Below are 17,834 nucleotides of genomic sequence, written 5' to 3'. Positions count from 1 at the left end.
CGGGTCAGGCCGCCCGGCGATCACCCGCCAGCAGCCACTCGCGCGCGCGGCGCTGGGCCTCGGCGATTTCGCGTGCGGTCATCTCGTCGGAAATATCCGCGCGGCACCAGGCCGCCTCCTCGTGACCGCGCGCCGCGGCGAGGTTGAACCACTTGTGCGCCTCGATCAGGTCGCAGGCGGCGCCGTGGCTGCCCGTCGAATAGGCGACGCCGAGGTCGTAGTAGGCCGAGGTATCGCCCTGGGCCGCCGCGGCGAGGCATTGCGCCACCAGCAGGCTCGCGTCGTGGGACTGCTTGAGCACCGCCCCGTTTTCGATCTTGCGCAGTTCCATCTGTCTTTCCCCCTCCGGCGAACCCCCGTGTCGCCGTTGACCCGACTTCAACCCGGTTATGGTCAACAAGTGGTTAATTTCCGTTGCAGAAAATTGGCCGGTGCGCGCCGTTCGTTCGGTTTCGCTTAAGTTTTCCCCTTCTAGAGGACCTCGTTGAGCGTGCCGGCTTGTGCGCTTCCCGGCCCGTGCCTATAGGCGCGCCAACAACCAGCCGGACGGTGCCTCCGTATTGTGATGTGGAGGACGGCGGACCGGCGGGACAGGATGATTGAGGACGACGATGGCCACCCTGGCGAGCGAAGACATCGATGTACTCGAAAAGGCCCGGCGGGCGCTGGCGCCCGACTACAGTCCCTCCGAAGACGAAGATTACATGAACCCCGCGCAGCAGGATTATTTCCGTATGCTGCTGCTCGAGTGGAAGCGGTCGATCCTGTCCGCCGCCAACGCCACCCTGCAATCGCTCCAGGACGGGCCGATTCGCGAAGCCGATCTCAATGATCGCGCCTCGAGCGAGACCGACTGGGGCATCGAATTGCGGACGCGGGATCGGCAGCGCAAGCTGATCGCGAAGATCGATTCGGCGATCCGCCGGATCGACGCGGGCGAATACGGCTACTGCGAGGTGACGGGCGATCCGATCGGCCTCAAGCGGCTGATCGCGCGCCCCGTCGCGACCATGACCGTCGAGGCGCAGGAAGCCCACGAGCGGCGCGAGAAGATCTCGCGAGACGACTGATTTCCTGCGCATTTGCGCAAGGCCAGCCTTAAGCAAACTTTAGACTATCCCGCCTAGTAACCGTTGCCGCAGCGCCGATCGTGGCGCGGCCGAGCGTTGCAACTGGTTAACGGGAGCCCAAACCCGCGATGTCTGGTGTCGATACGAGGCATGTCAATCGCGACAGCCTGTTTCTGATGGCCGAGCTGCAGCTCGAGGGCGAGAGCACCGCGCATCGCGTGCGCGTGCGCAACCTGTCGGCCCACGGAATGATGGCCGAGGGCGACGTGCGCGTCCTCGCCGGTTCGCGGGTAACCGTATGCCTCAAGAATCTGCGCCCGGTCGAGGGCAGCATCGCCTGGGTCCACCAGCAGCGGTTCGGCATCGCGTTTGCCGAAGAGATAGACCCGAAGGCGCCGCGCAGCGCCGTCGGCACCGGCGACCTTTCCGCGCCGCGGTTCGTGCGGCCGGCCTCGATCGCTCCGACGGGATTCGACCTCGACCCCAAGCGCCTGCGCAATATCTGACCTTCGGCGCTGACGGGTCGGCACCGACCTGCTAACCGGGCGAGCGATGTCACCGCGCCCGCGTTTCCTGTTCGCCGCTCCGCTGCTTCTGGCGCTCGCCGGGTGCGGTTCCGCCGACGATGCAGGAGTCGTGCGGATCGCCCTCATCGGCGATCCCGAGGCGCCCTTCGAAAAGGGACTGCGGCTCGCCACGTCGGCGCAGCAGGTCCGTGCCGCGACGGCAGAGGGTCTCGTCGCGCTCGACCAGAGCGGGGCGGTCGTGCCCGCAATCGCCGAACGCTGGATCGTGACCGACGACGGAATGTCCTACATCTTCCGCCTGCGGAATGCGGAATGGCCCGATGGCACGCCGATGACCGCCGAACAGGTGCGTGACGCGCTGCGCAGGACGATCCGGGACCTCGCGGGTACCTCGCTCGGTCTCGACCTGGCACCGGTGTCCGAGGTGCGCGCGATGACCGGCCGGGTGATCGAGATCCGCCTTTCGAGCGCGACCCCGGATTTTCTCCAGCTCCTCGCGCAGCCCGAACTCGGCGTGTTCCATCGTGGGGCCGGCACCGGCCCGATGACGCTGACGCGCGATGACGGCACCGGCCGATTGACGCTGTTGCCGCCCGAGGCGCGCGGGTTGCCCACGCGCGAGGACTGGCAGGATGGCACGCGCGTCCTGGTCTTCCGCGCTTTGCCGGCTCGCGGCGCGGTCGACCTGTTCCGGTCGGGCGACGTGGATCTCGTATTCGGAGGGACCATCGTCGACCTCCCGCTCGCGCCGACGGGGCCGCTGTCGCGCGGAACGGTCCGACTCGACGCGGCGCAGGGGCTGCTCGGGCTCAAGGTCCTGCGCGAAGAGGGGCTGCTTGCCGAGCCGGCGCGCCGCGAGGCGCTGGCCATGGCGATCGAGCGCGAGACGCTGCTTGCGCCGTTCAACATCGCCGGCTGGATGCCGAGCACGCGCATCGTGCCGGCCGCCGTGGTGGGAGAGGGAGCCGGCGAACGCTGGAGCAACAGCGCGATCGACGCGCGCCGCGCCGATGCCCGCCGGCGGATCGACGGGTTCGCGGGACCCAAGACGGTGACGGTCGCATTGCCCGAAGGGCCGGGCGCCGACTTGCTGCTGCGCGAAATCGCCGCCGACTGGCGCGAGATCGGGGTAACCGCGGTGCGCGTGCGCAAGGGCGACAAGGCCGATCTCGAGCTGGTCGATACGCTCGCCCGGTTCGGCAGCCGCCGCTGGTACCTCGACCAGTTCGCCTGCAAGGTGCGCCGGCCACTGTGCGATCCCAAGGCCGATGAACTGGTGCGCGAAGCCGTCAGGGAAACCGATCCGGCTTCGCGCGCGACCCTGCTTGCCGAGGCGGAGACGCGGCTGACCGCGCGGCAAGGCTACATTCCCCTCGGCGCTCCGGTGCGCTGGTCGCTCGTGCGCGGAGACGTCGCCGGGTTCGTCGAGAACGCATGGGCGGTCCATCCGTTGTACCCGCTCGCCCTCGCCCCCACATGAAGGGCATGAGAGAGGAGATGACCCCGATGGAACCCACCGGCCGCGTCCCGTCCGCACGCAATTCGACGGTGCGTCCCCGCGCGATGCGGGTCGAACTGCCGATCGGGACCGACCCGGCGTCGATCCGCCGCCGGATCGAGGCGATGGAGCAACTGCTGGAAAACAGCTTCACCGTTCCGGGTGTCAACTATCGCATCGGACTCGATTCGATTGCCGGGCTTATCCCGGTGATCGGCGACTTCGTCACTGCGGCGATGGGGATGTACATCGTGTGGGAAGCCAAGAATCTCGGCCTGCCGAAATGGAAGCTGTGGCGCATGACCGGCAACGTCGCGTTCGACGCGGCGCTCGGCGCGGTGCCGCTGGTGGGTGACGCCTTCGACCTCGTGTTCCGGTCGAACACGCGCAATCTGAAGATCGTCAAGCGCCACCTGGACAGGCACCACCCGGCCGTCCGGACGATCGAGGGGTAGTTTCACTCGCTACCGCTTTGGCGTAGGCGTCGGCGATGACCGACGTCACCTATTCCTCGTACCTCGATCTCGACAAGATCCTCTCCGCGCAGCACCCGGCCTCCGGCGCGCACGACGAGATGCTGTTCATCATCGTCCACCAGGCGAGCGAGCTGTGGCTCAAGCTGTGCCTGCACGAGCTGTTCGCCGCGCGCGAGGAGATCATCGCCGACGACCTCAGGCCTGCGTTCAAGATGCTCGCCCGCGTGGCGCGCGCGCAGGCACAGCTGATCCACTCGTGGGAAGTGCTGAGCACGATGACCCCGGCGGATTACTCCCAGGTTCGGCCGCATCTTGCCAGTTCGAGCGGGTTCCAGAGCGCGCAGTACCGCCTGATGGAGTTCCTCCTCGGTGGGCGGAACCCCGACATGGTGACGATGCACGAGGCGACGCCGGAGGTGGCCGCCGAATTGCGCGCCGAGCTTGCACGCCCGAGCCTCTACGACGAGGCGGTGCGGCTGTTGTCGCGACGCGGCTTCGCGATTCCTCCTGATATACTCGAACGCGATCCCCGCGGCGGCTGGGTTCCCTCGGAGCAAGTCGAGGCCGCCTGGGCCGAGATCTACCGCGATCCCGAAGCGCACTGGGACCTCTACGAACTGGCCGAGAAGCTCGTCGACCTCGAATACCACTTCCAGCGCTGGCGGTTCGGCCATCTCAAGACGGTCGAACGCATCATCGGCTTCAAGCGCGGAACCGGCGGAACTGCCGGCGTGCCCTACCTCGAAGGCGTCCTCAAGCAGGTCTTCTTTCCGGAATTGCTGAGCGTGCGGACGGCGATCTAGGCTTCCAGTTCGATGTCCCAGTAAAGCCAGTCGCGCCAGGTTTCGTGGAGGTAGTTCGGCGGGAAGGCCTTCCCGTGCTGGTGCAGCTGCCAGCTTGTCGGGCGGATCGGGCGGACGAGGTTCATGTGCGCCTGCGCCGGGGTCCGGCCGCCCTTCTTCATGTTGCACGGCGCGCAGGCGGTGGCGATGTTCTCCCACGTCGTGCGCCCTCCCAGGCGGCGGGGGATCACGTGGTCGAAGGTCAGGTCCTTCTCGCTGCCGCAGTACTGGCACGCGAACCGATCGCGCAGGAACAGGTTGAAGCGGGTGAAAGCGGGAAACTCGCTCGGGCGGACGTATTGTCGCAGCGCGATCACGCTCGGAATCTGCATGTCGAGGCTGGGCGAGTGTACGCAGCGTTCGTAACTGGCGACGATGTCGACCCGCTCGAGGAACACCGCCTTGATCGCGGTCTGCCACGGCCACAGGCTGAGCGGATAGTAGGACAGCGGGGTGTAGTCGGCGTTGAGGACGAGGGCCGGGCAGCTTTCGAGCGCCCGTGAGGGATCCTCCTCGGCGCGCCGGAAATGCGCCGCCCGCTCGATCAGTTCGGCCTTGAACACGTGTCCGCTCGCCTCCCGACTTCGACAAGGACCATTTGCCGATTTCTTAGTCAAGTTGACGACACCGGCTGAATCCACAGCCAATTGCGGCTAGGGGTCTGGACGATGGACGTCACCCGCTTCGCGCCGAGCCCGAACGGTTCGCTGCACCTTGGTCACGCGTTCTCCGCGATCGTCGCGCACGACCTCGCGCGCGAGCGAGGCGGGCGGTTTCTGTTGCGGATCGAGGACATCGACGGTGCGCGGTCCCGGCCCGAGATTGGGGACGAGTTCCGCGCCGACCTCGCATGGCTGGGGCTGGAGTGGGACGAGGTTGCCCGGCAATCCTCCCGTCTTGCGTCTTACGAGGCCGCGGCCGATCGGCTGCGCGCCGCGGGATTGCTCTATCCATGCACCTGCACGCGCGCCCAGATCGCGGCGGCGGCAAAGGCCAGCGGGCCCGAGGGGCCGGTATACCCGGGTACCTGCCGCGGCAAAGACGGCGGAACAGGCGACGCGGCTTGGCGGCTTGACGTCGGCAAGGCGCTCGCGCTGACAGGACCGCTTCAGTGGGCGGACGACCTCGCGGGCGTGCAGCGTGCGCGGCCCGACCTTGCCGGCGACCCGGTCCTCGTGCGCAAGGATGCGCCCGCCAGCTACCACCTTGCCGCCACGCTCGACGACGCGGCGGACGGGGTGACGCTGGTTACTCGCGGGCGGGACCTCTTCGCCGCCACCCACGTCCACCGGCTGCTGCAGGAACTGCTCGGGCTGCCGGTGCCGCGATGGCGTCACCACCCGCTGCTGGTCGAGCCGGACGGGCAAAAGCTGGCCAAGCGGCGCGGCTCGCCGGCCCTGCGCGACCTGCGCCTGGCCGGCGAGGACGGCGCTGCGCTCGCCGAATCGCTGCGCGCGCATCGCTTCCCCGCTGGCATTTCGCTGGGGACGTCCTAGATAAACCCCATGACCACCTTCCTCGTCATCGTCCTCGTCGTCCTCATGGCGCTCGTCGCCTATTCGCTGGTACGGGGGATCGTGGCGTTCCTCCAGTCGCATCGCGCCGACATCGACGCAGGTTCCGAGCGCCAGCACGAGATGCAGCTCCTGCAGAACCGGATGATGTTCAACCGCATCAAGTACCAGGCGCTGGCGATCGTGGTGGTCGCGGTGATCCTGATGGCGACCCGCTGATCCGTTCGGCGCAACGAGGACGGCCGCTTGGTCAAGCTCAACAAGATCTACACCCGGACCGGGGACGACGGGACGACCGGCCTCGTCGACGGATCGCGCTGCCCCAAGCACTCCGCGCGGATCGAGGCGATCGGCGCGGTGGACGAGGCGAACTCGGCGATCGGCTTTGCCGCCGTCGCGCTGGAAGGTGGCGCGCGCGGCGACCTTGCGCGGGTCCAGAACGACCTGTTCGATCTCGGGGCCGACCTCGCCACGCCGGGCGTGGATTTCACCCCGTCGGAAATGGTCCTGCGCATCGTTCCAGCGCAAGTCGAGTGGCTCGAAGGCCGGATCGACGCTGCGGGCGAGAGGCTCGAGCCGCTGCGGAGTTTCGTCCTGCCCGGCGGCAGCGAGGGGGGCGCGCGCGTTCACCTTGCCCGCGCGGCGGTGCGGCGCGCGGAGCGGGCGATGACCGCGCTCGCGAGCCACGAGGCCGTAAATCCCGCCGCGCTCGCCTATGTCAACCGGCTGTCCGACTACCTTTTCCAGCTCGCCCGGTTGCTCAACGACGAGGGCCGTGCCGACGTGACGTGGGTTCCCGGCGGCAGCCGCTAGCCAACCTGCACGTCCGCCGCTAACCCGCGCTTCGCTGCAATTGCGAAGGAAGCGGACAATGGACACGATCGGAGTCGTCGGAGCCGGCCAGATGGGGGCGGGGATCGCCCAGACGCTGGCCCAGAACCACTACCGCGTGCTTCTGTCCGACATCGACCTCGCCGCTGCCGAAAAGGGCAAGGCGACGATCGAAAAGGGGCTCGCGCGGCTGGTCGCCAAGGACAAGCTCGCGGCTGCCGATGCCGAGGCGACCCTCGGCCGGATCGAGCCCGTCGCCGACCTCGCGCCGATGGCCGACGCATCGATGGTCATCGAGGCGGCGATCGAGAACGAGGCGATCAAGAAGTCGATCTTCGAAAGCATCGGCACGGTGCTCGCCGAGGACGCCATCCTCGCCAGCAACACCAGCTCGATTCCGATCACCCGCATGGCCAACTGGGCGCCCGATCCGGCGCGGTTCATCGGGCTGCATTTCTTCAACCCCGTGCCGGTGATGGGCCTTGTCGAGGTCATTGCCGGTCTCGCCACTTCGGACGACACGATCGCGCGCACACGGGCATTGGGCGAAAGCCTCGGCAAGCACGTGGTCGAGGTCCGCGATGCGCCCGGATTCGTGGTCAACCGCGTCCTGATGCCGATGCTGAACGAGGCGGTATTCGCGCTGGGCGAAGGGACCGCCACGGTCGCCGACATCGACGCGGCCTGCCGCCTTGGCCTCAACCATCCGATGGGGCCGTTGCAGCTTGCCGACTTCATCGGACTCGACACCTGCCTCGAGATCGTCCGGGTGCTGCTGAACTCGACCGGCGATCCGAAATACCGGCCCGCACCGCTGCTGGTTCAGTACGTCGAAGCCGGCTGGCTCGGCCGGAAGGCCGGCAGGGGTTTCTACGACTACGCGGGCGAGGAGCCCGTCCCGACGCGCTGATTGCCGGGAACGCCGGGGGGCAGCGGGCGGTTGATCGGGCAAAGGAGTTAACCCGATGGATGACGTCAAGCGCAAGGACCTTTCGCCGAGCGATGCGCTCGCCCCCGAAACGCACAACGACGAACAGGACGACGAGCGCAGCCAGGCGCAGACCGTCGCCGACCAGGCCCAGGAGCAGGACCGGGATGATCCCACGGCGAGCACGCGGGTGAACCGCGGCATCGACGAGTCGTCCGAGCAGGACCTCGTCGATCATATGCGCGACATGGAAAGCTCGGGCCGGATCGACATGAACGCCTACCGGGGCGAACCCAATCTCGACGACAACGAGGACAAGTACGGGAAGGACAACAAGGTCGACCCCGATTTGCCGTCCGACGGGTCCTGACCGGCCCTATCCGGGAAACGCGGCGCGCTGGCTCGTCTCTTCGCCGATATCGCCGTCGTTGAGGATCCACAGGCCGGCGATCAGCAGTGCCGAGCCGAGAATGACGGCATAGGCCAGAAGCCGGAAATTGGGCGCTGCGGGCGTTTCCAGCGTGTGCGGGTTCAGCCGCGCGAGCGTGGCGCAGGTACGCCGCTGCGCCGACCACGCCAGCGCTGCCCCTGCGCCGATGAACAGCGTCGCGATCGCGCGCGCGAGCCATGGCGGGTCGAATTCTCCGAACACCGCGCGAAAGGCGAGGCCGATGCCGATCGCGGCGAATGCCGTGCGCATCCAGCCGGCGAACGTCCGCTCCATCGCCATGATGTTGCGATCCTCGGCCAGCTCGGTCCGCTCTTCGGCGAGCTTGTTACTGTCCTGCTCGTTGTCCGCCATCGTCGGCGAAGATAACGACTTGCGTGTCGGGGACAACCTCGCTGCCGACTTCCTGCGCGGCGGCGAACTCGTCCACCGGAGTGGGATCGTAGCCCGTCGCCGCATCGATCAGCTCCTCGTCGGGCGTGAACTGCAGCTCGATGTCCGGTTCGCCCTCACCGGGCGGGCCGTGATCGACCAGTGCCTCGGCCTGTTCGCGCTGGTCGGCAAATTGCGTCTGCGCCGCGCTGATCGCGCCGCCGCCGGCTTCGGTGCCGACCAGGTTCGCCACGCCCGCGAGCACCATGCCCACGAACAGCAGGGCGAACCAGCGATTGCGAAACATGTACCCGCGCATGGCGCGACCCTAGCCGCCGGGGGTTAAGGAGCGCTTTCGCCCGCCTCGCGCTTCAATGAATAGAGCAGGTCGAGCGCCTCGCGCGGGGTCAGCGCGTCGACATCGAGTTCGCGCAGCGTTTCGCGCAGCGTGTCGCACGCTTCTTCCTCGGCCTGCACCGCGGCCGCGAACAGGGGCAGGTCGCCGAGGCCTGCAGCCAGTCCCCCCGTCTCGGCGCGTCCTTTCTCGAGCCGGTCGAGCACGGCTTTGGCGCGCGCGACCACGTGCGGAGGCACCCCCGCCAGACGCGCGACGGCAAGGCCGTACGACCGGTCGGCCGGTCCTTCGGCGAGTTCGTGCAGCAGGACGAGGTCGCCCTTCCACTCGCGTGCGCGGACGTGGTGCAGCGAAAGCGCCTCGCAGCTCTCGGCGAGCCGGGACAGCTCGTGATAGTGGGTCGCGAACAGGCACCGGCTGCGGTTGGTCGAATGCACCGCCTCGGCCACGGCCCACGCCAGCGCGAGCCCGTCGTACGTCGAGGTGCCGCGCCCCACTTCGTCGAGGATGACGAAGCTGCTTTCGGTGGCCTGCGACAGGATTGCCGCCGTCTCGACCATTTCGACCATGAAGGTGGAACGTCCCCGCGCGAGCTGGTCGCTCGCCCCGACCCGGCTGAATATCCGGTCGGCAAGGCCGCAGGTCGCCGCAGCGGCAGGGACGAAGGCCCCCGACTGCGCGAGCAGCAGGATCAGCGCGCTCTGGCGCAGGAAAGTCGACTTGCCGCCCATGTTCGGGCCGCCGATCAGCCAGAGCCGGTCGTCGGGTACCAGTGTGCAGTCGTTGGCCACGAACCGTTCGCCCCCCGCCGCGAGCGCGGCCTCGACCACGGGATGGCGGCCGGCCTCGATCCGGAGCACCGGTTCCTCGACGATGGCGGGCCGCGCCCAGTCGCCCTCGCTCGCGCGCTCGGCATGGCTGGCGGCGACGTCGATCCGGGCGAGCGCGGCGGCGGTGCGCGCGATGGCTTCGCGCGCGGCGACGGCGCGTTCGACGAGGTCTTCGAAGTGCGCTTCCTCTGCGGCGAGGGCATGGCTCCCGGCCTCGGCGATGCGGCTCGCTTCCTCGTGCAGGACCAGCGAGTTGAACCGCACCGCGCCCGCCATCGTCTGGCGATGGGTAAAGCCGCTATCCTCGCCCATCAGCGCGTCGGCGTGCCGGGCCGGTACCTCGATGAAGTAGCCGAGCACCCCGTTGTGCCTGATCTTGAGCGCCGTGATCCCGGTGTCGGTGCGATACTTCGCCTCGAGCGCCGCGATCGCCCGGCGGGCGTTGCCGGAGGTCGCCCGCAGGTCGTCGAGCGCCGCGTCGTAGCCTTGGGCGATATAACCGCCCTGGCTCCGCTCGGTGGGCGGGGCGGGGACGAGGGCGCGGGCATAGAGATCGGTCAGCGCGCCGTGCCCGCCAAGGTCGGGCAGCAGTTCTTCGAGCAGGGTGGGCCGGTCGGGCTGGCCTTTCAGATGGTCACGCAGCCGCCGCGCCCCGTCCAGGCCGTCGCGCAGCTGGCCGAGATCGCGCGGGGAGCCGCGCCCCGCCACGACCCGCCCGATCGCGCGGCCGATGTCGGGCAGCGCGCGCAAAGCGGCGCGCACGTCCGCCCGCAACAGCGGATCCCCGTGAAACCGGGCGACGAGCGCCAGGCGCGCCTCGATCGCCCCGCGGTCGGTCAGCGGGGCCGACAGGTCCTCGGCCAGCTGCCGCGCCCCGGCGCCGGTCGAACAGCGATCGATCGCGTCGATCAGGCTGCCCGCGCGCCCTCCGCGGCTTGCCTCGACGATCTCGAGGCTCGCGCGGGTGGCCGCGTCCATCGCCAGCGTTCGCCCGCTTTCGACCGCGACCGGGGGCAACAGAAGCGGCAGCGTACCACGCCCGACGTGGTCGAGGTAGGCGAGCAGACCTCCGGCCGCGCCGAGCATAGCCCGCGTGAACTGGCCGAACCCGTCGAGCGTGGCGACGCCGTGAACCGCGCACAGGCGATCGGCCCCGGCATCGCTGGCGAAATCCGCCCGTGGGCGCTCGGTGCGCTCCTCGGGGGCGCATTCCCACCCCTCGGGCACGACCACTTCGCTCGGCGAGACGCGGGCCAGCGCCGCGGGAAGATCCGCCGGGGCGCATTCCTCGAGCGTCATCCGCCCGGTCGAGATGTCGACCGCGGCGAGACCGCAGGTGCCCCGCAGTTCGCACGCCGCGGCGAGCACGTTTGCCCGGCGCGGTTCGAGCAGCGCCTCCTCGGTCAGCGTCCCGGCGGTGACGAAGCGCACGATGTCGCGCGCGACAAGGGCCTTCGACGACGGGGTCCCTTCGCGTTTCGCGCGCGCCTTGGCTTCGTCGGGGGTTTCGGTCTGCTCGGCGATCGCGACGCGCTGGCCGGCCTTGATCAGCCGCGCGAGGTAGCCCTCGGCCGAATGCACGGGGACGCCGCACATCGGGATCGGCTCGCCCTCGTGCTCGCCGCGGCTGGTCAGCGCGATGTCGAGTACTTGGGCGGCGACTTTCGCGTCGTCGAAGAACAACTCGAAGAAGTCGCCCATCCGGTAGAACAGCAGGCAGCCTTCGGCCTGGCGCTTGAGCGCGAGGTACTGGGCCATCATCGGAGTCGCGCTTCCCGCCACGGCGAGGGGGTTAGCGGCTGGCCGACCGATTCGGAACGGCGGGCGCGGCGCCTTTCCCCTGTTGCGCTCGGCCAACTTCCGTTAGGGCCACGGTGGTCATTGAAAAAGAGGGGGCCCAATTGGCCGACGAGAAGCCCACCGCATTCACCGAGCGCGAGGCGCTGTTCTACCACGAGACGATCCGGCCGGGTAAGATCGAGATCGTCGCCTCGAAACCCATGGCGACCCAGCGCGACCTCAGTCTCGCCTATTCGCCCGGCGTTGCCGCGCCCGTCCAGGCGATCGCCGACGATCCGGCCAATGCCGCGCGCTACACCGCGCGCTCCAACCTCGTAGCCGTGATCTCGAACGGCACCGCGATCCTGGGGATGGGCAACCTCGGCGCGCTCGCATCGAAGCCGGTGATGGAAGGCAAGGCGGTGCTCTTCAAGCGGTTCGCCGACGTCGATTCGATCGACATCGAGCTCGACACCGAAGACCCGGACAAGTTCATCGAGGCGGTCGCGCTGATGGAGCCGAGCTTCGGCGGCATCAACCTCGAAGACATCGCGGCGCCCGAGTGCTTCGTGATCGAGCAGGCCCTGCGCGAGCGGATGAAGATCCCGGTCATGCACGACGACCAGCATGGCACCGCGATCATCGCGGCGGCGGGACTGATCAACGCCTGCCACCTGACGGGCCGCGATCTCAAGGACGTGCGCATGGTGGTCAACGGGGCGGGGGCCTCCGCGCTCGCCTGCACCGCGCTGATCAAGTCGGTCGGCGTGCCCCACGACCACGTCATCGTCTGCGACCGTAGCGGTCCCATCTATCCGGGCCGCGACGGGGTCGACCAGTGGAAGAGCGCCCACGCGGTCGAAACCGATGCGCGGAGCCTCGAAGAGGCGCTGGTGGGCGCGGACATCTTCCTCGGCCTGTCGGCCAAGGGGGCGCTCAAGCCCGAATGGGTCGAGAAGATGGCGCCCAGCCCGATCATCTTCGCGATGGCCAATCCGGATCCGGAAATCCGGCCCGAGGACGCCAAGGCGGTGCGGCCCGACGCGATCATCGCGACCGGCCGGTCGGACTACCCCAACCAGGTCAACAACGTGCTCGGCTTCCCGTTCATCTTTCGCGGCGCGCTCGACGTGCAGGCGACCGCGATCAACGAGGAGATGAAGGTCGCCGCCGCGCAGGCCATCGCCAGCCTCGCGCGCGAGCGGGTGCCCGACGAGGTCGCCGCGGCTTACGGCGTGAACCACAAGTTCGGCACCGACTACATCATCCCCGCCCCGTTCGATCCGCGGCTGATGGAGGTCGTGTCAAGCGCGGTCGCCAAGGCGGCGATGGATTCGGGCGTCGCGCGCGCGCCGATCGACGATTTCGACGCCTATCGCCTGAGCCTGAAGGCGCGGCTCAACCCGACGACTTCGGTGCTCACCCGCGTCTACGAGGACGCCAAGGCCAATCCCAAGCGAGTCGTCTTTGCCGAGGCGGAAGAGGATGTCGTGCTGCGTGCGGCGATCCAGTTCCGCGATTTCGGTTACGGCACGCCGATCCTCGTCGGCCGGACCAAGGCGATCGTCGACAAGCTGCACATGCTCGGCGCGAGCGACCCGGGCGGGTTCGAGATCCAGAACTCGGCCGACAGCAAGCTCGTCCCCCAGATGGTCGAATATCTCTACGACCGGCTCAAGCGGCGCGGACGGACGCTGCGCGACGTGCGCCGGATGGTGAACCAGGAGCGCAACGTCTTCGCCGCACTGCTCGTGGCGCTGGGTCACGGCGATGCGATGATCTCCGGCCTCACCCGCACGTTCGCCCAGACCGCGCGCGAGGTGAACCTCGTGCTCGACGCGAAGGAAGGTGCGCTGCCATTCGGCATCCACCTGCTGATCGGCAAGAACTACACCGTGTTCCTCGCCGACACGACGATCAACGAGCGGCCGACGTCGGAGCAACTGGCGCACATCGCGACCGAAACCGCCGCGGTCGCGAAACGGCTGGGACACGAACCGCGGGTGGCGTTCCTGTCCTATTCGACCTTCGGCAACCCCCCGGGCCAGTGGCTTGGCAACATCCGCGAGGCGGTGGCGATCCTCGACGCGCAAGAGCCGGCGTTCGAATACGAGGGCGAAATGGCGCCCGATGCCGCGCTCAATCACAAGGTCATGGAGCTCTATCCCTTCAGCCGCCTGTCGGGACCGGCCAACGTGCTCATCATGCCCGGCCTGCAATCGGCAAACCTGTCGGCGAAGCTGCTGCGCGAGCTTGCGGGGGCGAGCACCATCGGCCCCATGCTGGTGGGGATGGAGAAGCCGGTGCAGATCGCGCCGATGACCGCGCTCGCGCCAGAGGTCCTCACGCTGGCCGTGCTGGCCGCCGCCGGAGTGGTCGGCTGACCGGGATGACGCGGCGTTAACCCATCGCATTCAGCCGATCCTAAGGCCCGGGCGTCAGGTCGTACGGCATGGGGATCGCAAGAAGGCCGAAACTGGCCACCAAGTATACCGGCCCGCGCATGGGCGAACGCGACGCGGTGTCGCTCGAAGCGCGGTGCCGGATCGGCGATGGAACGGTCGAATCCGTCGCGGTCCTGGACCTCGACGCGCGCGGATGCCGTGTCCGCGGGATCCAGGTGGCGGTGACCAAGAACGAGGAGGTCGCGCTCTGGCTCGGTTCGGTGGGGCCGATCGCTGCCAGGCTGCGCTGGCTCAAGCGCGGGAGCGCGGGGCTCGCCTTCGAGGCGCCGCTATCCGCGCTCCAGCTGGAGGAGGCGCGAACCACCGCCGCGCCCGTGCCGGGCTCGCGCGTGATCCCGCTGCGGCGATCGGGACCCGCCCCAGCTGGCTAGCGTCGCCGGAAGCGGAAGTACCAGACCTCGTGCCCGAATACTGTGCGGGCCTTGTGCTCGTAGCGCGTCTCGGGCCAGCCCGAAGGGCGATTCTGCCAGCTGGCCTGGCCCTCGACCACCCATTCGAATGCGTCGGTGAAACGGCGCATCACCATGAGGGCGTGGCGGAGGTAGACGTCATGGTCGGTGCCGAAGCGGAACTCGCCGCCCGGCTTGAGCTTGTCGGCGATCATCCGGACGGGGCCGTCGTTCATCATCCGACGCTTGGCGTGGCGCGCCTTGGGCCAGGGATCGGGGTGGAGCAGGTAGACCATCGTCAGCGATCCGTCGGGGACCCGCCGCAGGACCTCGAGCGCATCGCCGTGATGGATGCGCACGTTGGCGAGATTGCCGTCGCGCACGTGGGTCAGCGCCTGGGCAACGCCATTGACGAACGGCTCGGCGCCGAGGAACCCGTAGTCGGGCAACAGGTCGGCGCGGTAGGCCAGGTGCTCGCCGCCGCCGAAGCCGATCTCGAAGTGCAGGGGGCGATCGTCGCCGAACAGCGTCCGCGAGGTCACGGGACCCTCGGGAGGCGGGGCAATCTGCGGCAGCAGAGTATCGACGAGTTCGGCCTGTCCCTTGCGCAGCGGCTTGCCCTGGCTGCGGCCGTACAGCCGGTTGAGCGTGGTCGGATCGCCTTCCTTGTGCGCGGTCATGGCGCGGCGCCTAGCCGCACTCGCGGCCGGCGGTCCAGACCCTGTCGGCGCAGAAAACCGTCAGACGCTCATCCGCAATTCGTCGTATGCCGCGTCGTATTGCACGGAAATGCCTGCATCGCGCAGCCGGTCGAGGGTGACAAAGCTCGCGCTGGCGGACGATTGCCGCAGCTGGTCGTAGCGTTCGGCGGGCATTCGCTCCGCGACCAGGTCGAGCAGGTCGCCCAGCTGCACCGCGACAGCGCGGGTATCGGTGAGCCTGACGGCGACCTCGCCCGCCGCGATGCCGTCGATCCGGACGACCATGCTTTCAGGCGCCAGGGCCAGCAGCCGACCGCGCTCCTCGTCGGTGAAGACGGGCAGCGGCGGCAACGCGACCTGCATCGCCGCTGTAGCGTCGGCCAGGCCGGTGCTGGATTGCTCTCGTCCCAGTGACACCTGCGGCATGGGGTCGCGGCTTTGCGCGATCGTCGAGATCTGAGCGATGTGGGCCGCGGATTCCCTGCGATTGCGCGACGCGGGCGCACTCACCACGATCTGGTCATCGATTGCTTCGGACGGGCCGACTTCCGGCAATGTCGATAGCGCGAACTCGCTCGTGACCGGGCGGGCGACGCTTGGCAGCGGTCGGTCACTTTGCAGCACCGCGATCGCGACGGGTCGGATGGAAGCGGGTCGCTGGGCTTCGGGAGCAGGTGCACTCGTCGTCCGCGCCTGTGGTCGCGCGTCGACGCGAGGCTGGGAATGGTTTTGCGGAGGCGCTGCCGGGAACGACGCAGCGTAAATCGCAGGCGTTGCCAACGCGACCTCGGCCGGGGCAGTAATGGCGGGGCCGTGAGCAGGTCCGATCGCGGAAATCGCGAATCCACCGCCCGCCAGCAACCAGCCCCGCGCAGGTACGATTCCATGCCGGTTCGATTTCAGCCGTTCGCGCGTGCTGCGAGGCACGATTCCCTCTCCTCTGGCCGGGAAGGACTATTCAGAAGAGGCGGGAGACAAGCAAGGTCTTCGTCGGTCGATTCAAAATAGACCCGATCGGCCTTCCCGAATCGAGACAGTCGCGAAGCGGGCCCTCACCTCAATTCGCCCACGCGTTCCACACACCGTAGGAACTGGTGATCGTGAGTACGATGCCGACCGCGATCAGCATCCACTTGGCCGGAACGTGCTTGGCGAAAAACGCGCCGAAGGGGGCGGCCAGTACGCCGCCGATCAGCAGGCCGAGCGTCGCTCCCGCGAGATCGGCGAGCCCGAGGTGGTAGATGAAGGTCGCCGACACGGCGACCGTCAGGAAGAATTCGACCGAGTTGACCGTACCCACTACCTTGCGCGGATCGGCTCCCTGGATCAGCAAGTTCGACGTGACGACCGGCCCCCAGCCGCCCCCGCCGGCGGCATCGAGAAAGCCGCCCACCAGACCGAGCGGCGCAACGTACTTGGCCTCGCGCAGCTTGGGCGGGTAGAGGATGCCGCGCACCAGCAGGTAGATGCCGATGCCGGCGAGGTAGAGCAGGACGAAGGGTTTCACCGTGCTCGCATCGATGCTCGACAGGAGATAGGCGCCCGTCACGCCCCCGAGCACGCCGGGAACGAGCAACCGCATGAACAGCTTGGCGTCGATGTTGCGGTGATAGAGATGGCTCAACCCGCTGGTCGCGGTGGTGAAGCATTCGACGACATGAACCCGCTGCGACGCGAGCGCTGGCGGCACGCCGAGGACGCCGACCAGCAGGGTGTTCATGATCACCCCGAACGCCATGCCCAGCGCGCCATCGACGAGCTGGGCAGCGAACCCGACGGCGATGAAAGGCAGCAGCGCCCAGAGATCGAAGCTGGCAAAGTCGAACATGGCGGCGCTCCCCGTCGTCTGGGCCAGCCGATGCATCGCGGCGCCGGAAGCGGACAGAAAGAATTTCTAGCGCTATCGTTCGGAAAGGGGCGATCCTGCGCGCCATTGCAGGCGGGCCCGCAAACGAAAACCGCCCGGAGCGCGAACACTCCGGGCGGCCGTCCCCCGTCCAAAAGGAACCGTAATTTCGTCGCGATCAGGCCGCTTCGGCCTCTTCGCCCGGATCGCGCAGCACGTAGCCGCGGCCCCAGACGGTCTCGATGTAGTTCTCGCCGCCGCAGGCGTGGCTGAGCTTCTTGCGCAGCTTGCAGATGAACACGTCGATGATCTTGAGTTCGGGTTCGTCCATCCCGCCGTAGAGGTGGTTGAGGAACATTTCCTTGGTCAGCGTGGTGCCCTTGCGCAGGCTGAGCAGCTCGAGCATCGCGTATTCCTTGCCGGTCAGGTGGACCCGCGCACCGTCGACCTCGACGGTCTTGGCATCGAGGTTCACGGCCAGCTTGCCGGTGCGGATGACCGACTGCGAGTGGCCCTTCGAGCGGCGGACGACGGCGTGAATACGCGCCACCAGCTCCTCGCGGTGGAACGGCTTGGTCACGTAGTCGTCGGCACCGAAGCCGAAGCTGCGAATCTTCGAATCCATTTCGCTGATGCCCGACAGGATCAGCACCGGCGTCTGCACCTTGGCGACGCGCAGCTTCTTGAGCACGTCGTACCCGTGCATGTCGGGCAGGTTCAGGTCGAGCAGAATGATGTCGTAGTCGTAGAGCTTACCGAGGTCCAAGCCCTCCTCGCCGAGATCGGTCGAGTAGACGTTGAAGCCTTCGGTAGTGAGCATGAGCTCGATCGCCTTGGCCGTCGTCGGCTCGTCTTCGATCAGCAGTACGCGCATGGCCAGGTTCCCCCCTGAGTGCCCAATTCCCCGCGGTAACGACCCGTCAACCGGAGTTGCCGTGGATTAACCACAAAACATCTGAAGGA

At 68.0% G+C, this 17,834-nt stretch carries 21 protein-coding genes; 12 read left to right on the top strand and 9 right to left on the bottom strand.

The window, feature by feature from the left end:
- Nucleotides 1–4: 4 nt before the first annotated feature.
- Entirely contained in the window at nt 5–331 is a 327-nt protein-coding gene (locus N0B51_RS01440; RefSeq protein WP_259960409.1) for a hypothetical protein, read from the bottom strand.
- Between the two features lie 280 nt (nt 332–611).
- Here N0B51_RS01440 and dksA point away from each other — a divergent pair, with 280 nt between their 5' ends.
- The 5 genes from dksA (at nt 612) to N0B51_RS01415 (ending at nt 4,374) form a co-directional block, all read left to right on the top strand.
- On the top strand, nt 612–1,070 hold the full coding sequence (gene dksA, locus N0B51_RS01435; protein WP_259960408.1) for an RNA polymerase-binding protein DksA: 459 nt from the start codon (nt 612–614) through the stop codon (nt 1,068–1,070).
- 176 nt (nt 1,071–1,246) lie between these two features.
- Nucleotides 1,247–1,576: a PilZ domain-containing protein gene (locus tag N0B51_RS01430; protein WP_259960407.1), complete on the top strand. Its 330-nt coding sequence runs from the start codon at nt 1,247–1,249 to the stop codon at nt 1,574–1,576.
- A 46-nt stretch (nt 1,577–1,622) separates the two neighbouring features.
- A complete protein-coding gene (locus N0B51_RS01425) occupies nt 1,623–3,077 on the top strand; it encodes an ABC transporter substrate-binding protein (RefSeq protein ID WP_259960406.1) in 1,455 nt (484 codons plus the stop codon).
- Between the two features lie 5 nt (nt 3,078–3,082).
- The gene (locus N0B51_RS01420) at nt 3,083–3,550 is read left to right on the top strand and encodes a DUF4112 domain-containing protein (protein WP_375545921.1); all 468 of its coding nucleotides are present in this window, start codon (nt 3,083–3,085) and stop codon (nt 3,548–3,550) included.
- A 35-nt stretch (nt 3,551–3,585) separates the two neighbouring features.
- A complete protein-coding gene (locus tag N0B51_RS01415) occupies nt 3,586–4,374 on the top strand; it encodes a tryptophan 2,3-dioxygenase (RefSeq protein WP_259960405.1) in 789 nt (262 codons plus the stop codon).
- Here N0B51_RS01415 and N0B51_RS01410 read toward each other — a convergent pair.
- Nucleotides 4,371–4,961, bottom strand: a complete 591-nt coding sequence (locus N0B51_RS01410; protein WP_375545920.1) for an HNH endonuclease — start codon at nt 4,959–4,961, stop codon at nt 4,371–4,373. The two genes, N0B51_RS01415 and N0B51_RS01410, sit on opposite strands and share 4 nt — an antisense overlap.
- Before the next feature lie 120 nt (nt 4,962–5,081).
- Here N0B51_RS01410 and gluQRS point away from each other — a divergent pair, with 120 nt between their 5' ends.
- From gluQRS to N0B51_RS01385, 5 genes are read left to right on the top strand one after another with little or no spacing between them, the layout of a single operon-like run.
- A complete protein-coding gene (gene gluQRS, locus N0B51_RS01405; RefSeq protein WP_259960404.1) occupies nt 5,082–5,909 on the top strand; it encodes a tRNA glutamyl-Q(34) synthetase GluQRS in 828 nt (275 codons plus the stop codon).
- A gap of 9 nt (nt 5,910–5,918) precedes the next feature.
- Nucleotides 5,919–6,146 (top strand): HIG1 domain-containing protein, encoded by a 228-nt coding sequence (locus N0B51_RS01400; RefSeq protein WP_259960403.1) that lies wholly within the window; start codon nt 5,919–5,921, stop codon nt 6,144–6,146.
- Between the two features lie 27 nt (nt 6,147–6,173).
- On the top strand, nt 6,174–6,740 hold the full coding sequence (locus N0B51_RS01395; RefSeq protein WP_259960402.1) for a cob(I)yrinic acid a,c-diamide adenosyltransferase: 567 nt from the start codon (nt 6,174–6,176) through the stop codon (nt 6,738–6,740).
- 58 nt (nt 6,741–6,798) lie between these two features.
- On the top strand, nt 6,799–7,668 hold the full coding sequence (locus N0B51_RS01390; protein WP_259960401.1) for a 3-hydroxyacyl-CoA dehydrogenase family protein: 870 nt from the start codon (nt 6,799–6,801) through the stop codon (nt 7,666–7,668).
- 55 nt (nt 7,669–7,723) lie between these two features.
- Complete coding sequence (locus N0B51_RS01385) at nt 7,724–8,056, top strand: hypothetical protein (protein ID WP_259960400.1); 333 nt, start codon at nt 7,724–7,726, stop codon at nt 8,054–8,056.
- Nucleotides 8,057–8,062: 6 nt separating this feature from the next.
- Here N0B51_RS01385 and N0B51_RS01380 read toward each other — a convergent pair whose 3' ends face one another.
- From N0B51_RS01380 to mutS, 3 genes are read right to left on the bottom strand one after another with little or no spacing between them, the layout of a single operon-like run.
- On the bottom strand, nt 8,063–8,488 hold the full coding sequence (locus tag N0B51_RS01380; RefSeq protein WP_259960399.1) for a YidH family protein: 426 nt from the start codon (nt 8,486–8,488) through the stop codon (nt 8,063–8,065).
- Complete coding sequence (locus N0B51_RS01375) at nt 8,463–8,825, bottom strand: hypothetical protein (protein ID WP_259960398.1); 363 nt, start codon at nt 8,823–8,825, stop codon at nt 8,463–8,465. Before N0B51_RS01375 ends, N0B51_RS01380 begins: the two co-directional genes overlap by 26 nt.
- 23 nt (nt 8,826–8,848) lie before the next feature.
- On the bottom strand, nt 8,849–11,452 hold the full coding sequence (gene mutS, locus N0B51_RS01370; RefSeq protein WP_259960397.1) for a DNA mismatch repair protein MutS: 2,604 nt from the start codon (nt 11,450–11,452) through the stop codon (nt 8,849–8,851).
- A gap of 140 nt (nt 11,453–11,592) precedes the next feature.
- Between mutS and N0B51_RS01365 the strand changes: the two genes are divergently transcribed.
- Both N0B51_RS01365 and N0B51_RS01360 read left to right on the top strand, forming a co-directional pair.
- The gene (locus N0B51_RS01365) at nt 11,593–13,854 is read left to right on the top strand and encodes an NADP-dependent malic enzyme (RefSeq protein ID WP_259960396.1); all 2,262 of its coding nucleotides are present in this window, start codon (nt 11,593–11,595) and stop codon (nt 13,852–13,854) included.
- Nucleotides 13,855–13,922: 68 nt separating this feature from the next.
- Complete coding sequence (locus N0B51_RS01360; protein ID WP_259960395.1) at nt 13,923–14,306, top strand: hypothetical protein; 384 nt, start codon at nt 13,923–13,925, stop codon at nt 14,304–14,306.
- On the opposite strand, the gene trmB is transcribed toward N0B51_RS01360, so the two are convergent.
- The 4 genes from trmB to ctrA form a co-directional block, all read right to left on the bottom strand.
- Entirely contained in the window at nt 14,303–15,004 is a 702-nt protein-coding gene (gene trmB / locus N0B51_RS01355) for a tRNA (guanine(46)-N(7))-methyltransferase TrmB (protein WP_259960394.1), read from the bottom strand. The two genes, N0B51_RS01360 and trmB, sit on opposite strands and share 4 nt — an antisense overlap.
- A gap of 60 nt (nt 15,005–15,064) precedes the next feature.
- Entirely contained in the window at nt 15,065–15,580 is a 516-nt protein-coding gene (locus N0B51_RS01350; protein WP_259960393.1) for a hypothetical protein, read from the bottom strand.
- Between the two features lie 502 nt (nt 15,581–16,082).
- Entirely contained in the window at nt 16,083–16,853 is a 771-nt protein-coding gene (locus N0B51_RS01345) for a sulfite exporter TauE/SafE family protein (protein ID WP_259960392.1), read from the bottom strand.
- Between the two features lie 196 nt (nt 16,854–17,049).
- Nucleotides 17,050–17,745, bottom strand: a complete 696-nt coding sequence (gene ctrA, locus N0B51_RS01340; protein WP_259960391.1) for a response regulator transcription factor CtrA — start codon at nt 17,743–17,745, stop codon at nt 17,050–17,052.
- Nucleotides 17,746–17,834: the final 89 nt, after the last annotated feature.

Origin of the sequence: Tsuneonella litorea (assembly GCF_025154015.1) — a bacterium.
GTDB lineage: Bacteria > Pseudomonadota > Alphaproteobacteria > Sphingomonadales > Sphingomonadaceae > Tsuneonella > Tsuneonella litorea.
The sequence above is the reverse complement of the archived record's forward strand: the minus strand, read 5'-3'. Positions and strand labels throughout refer to the sequence as shown.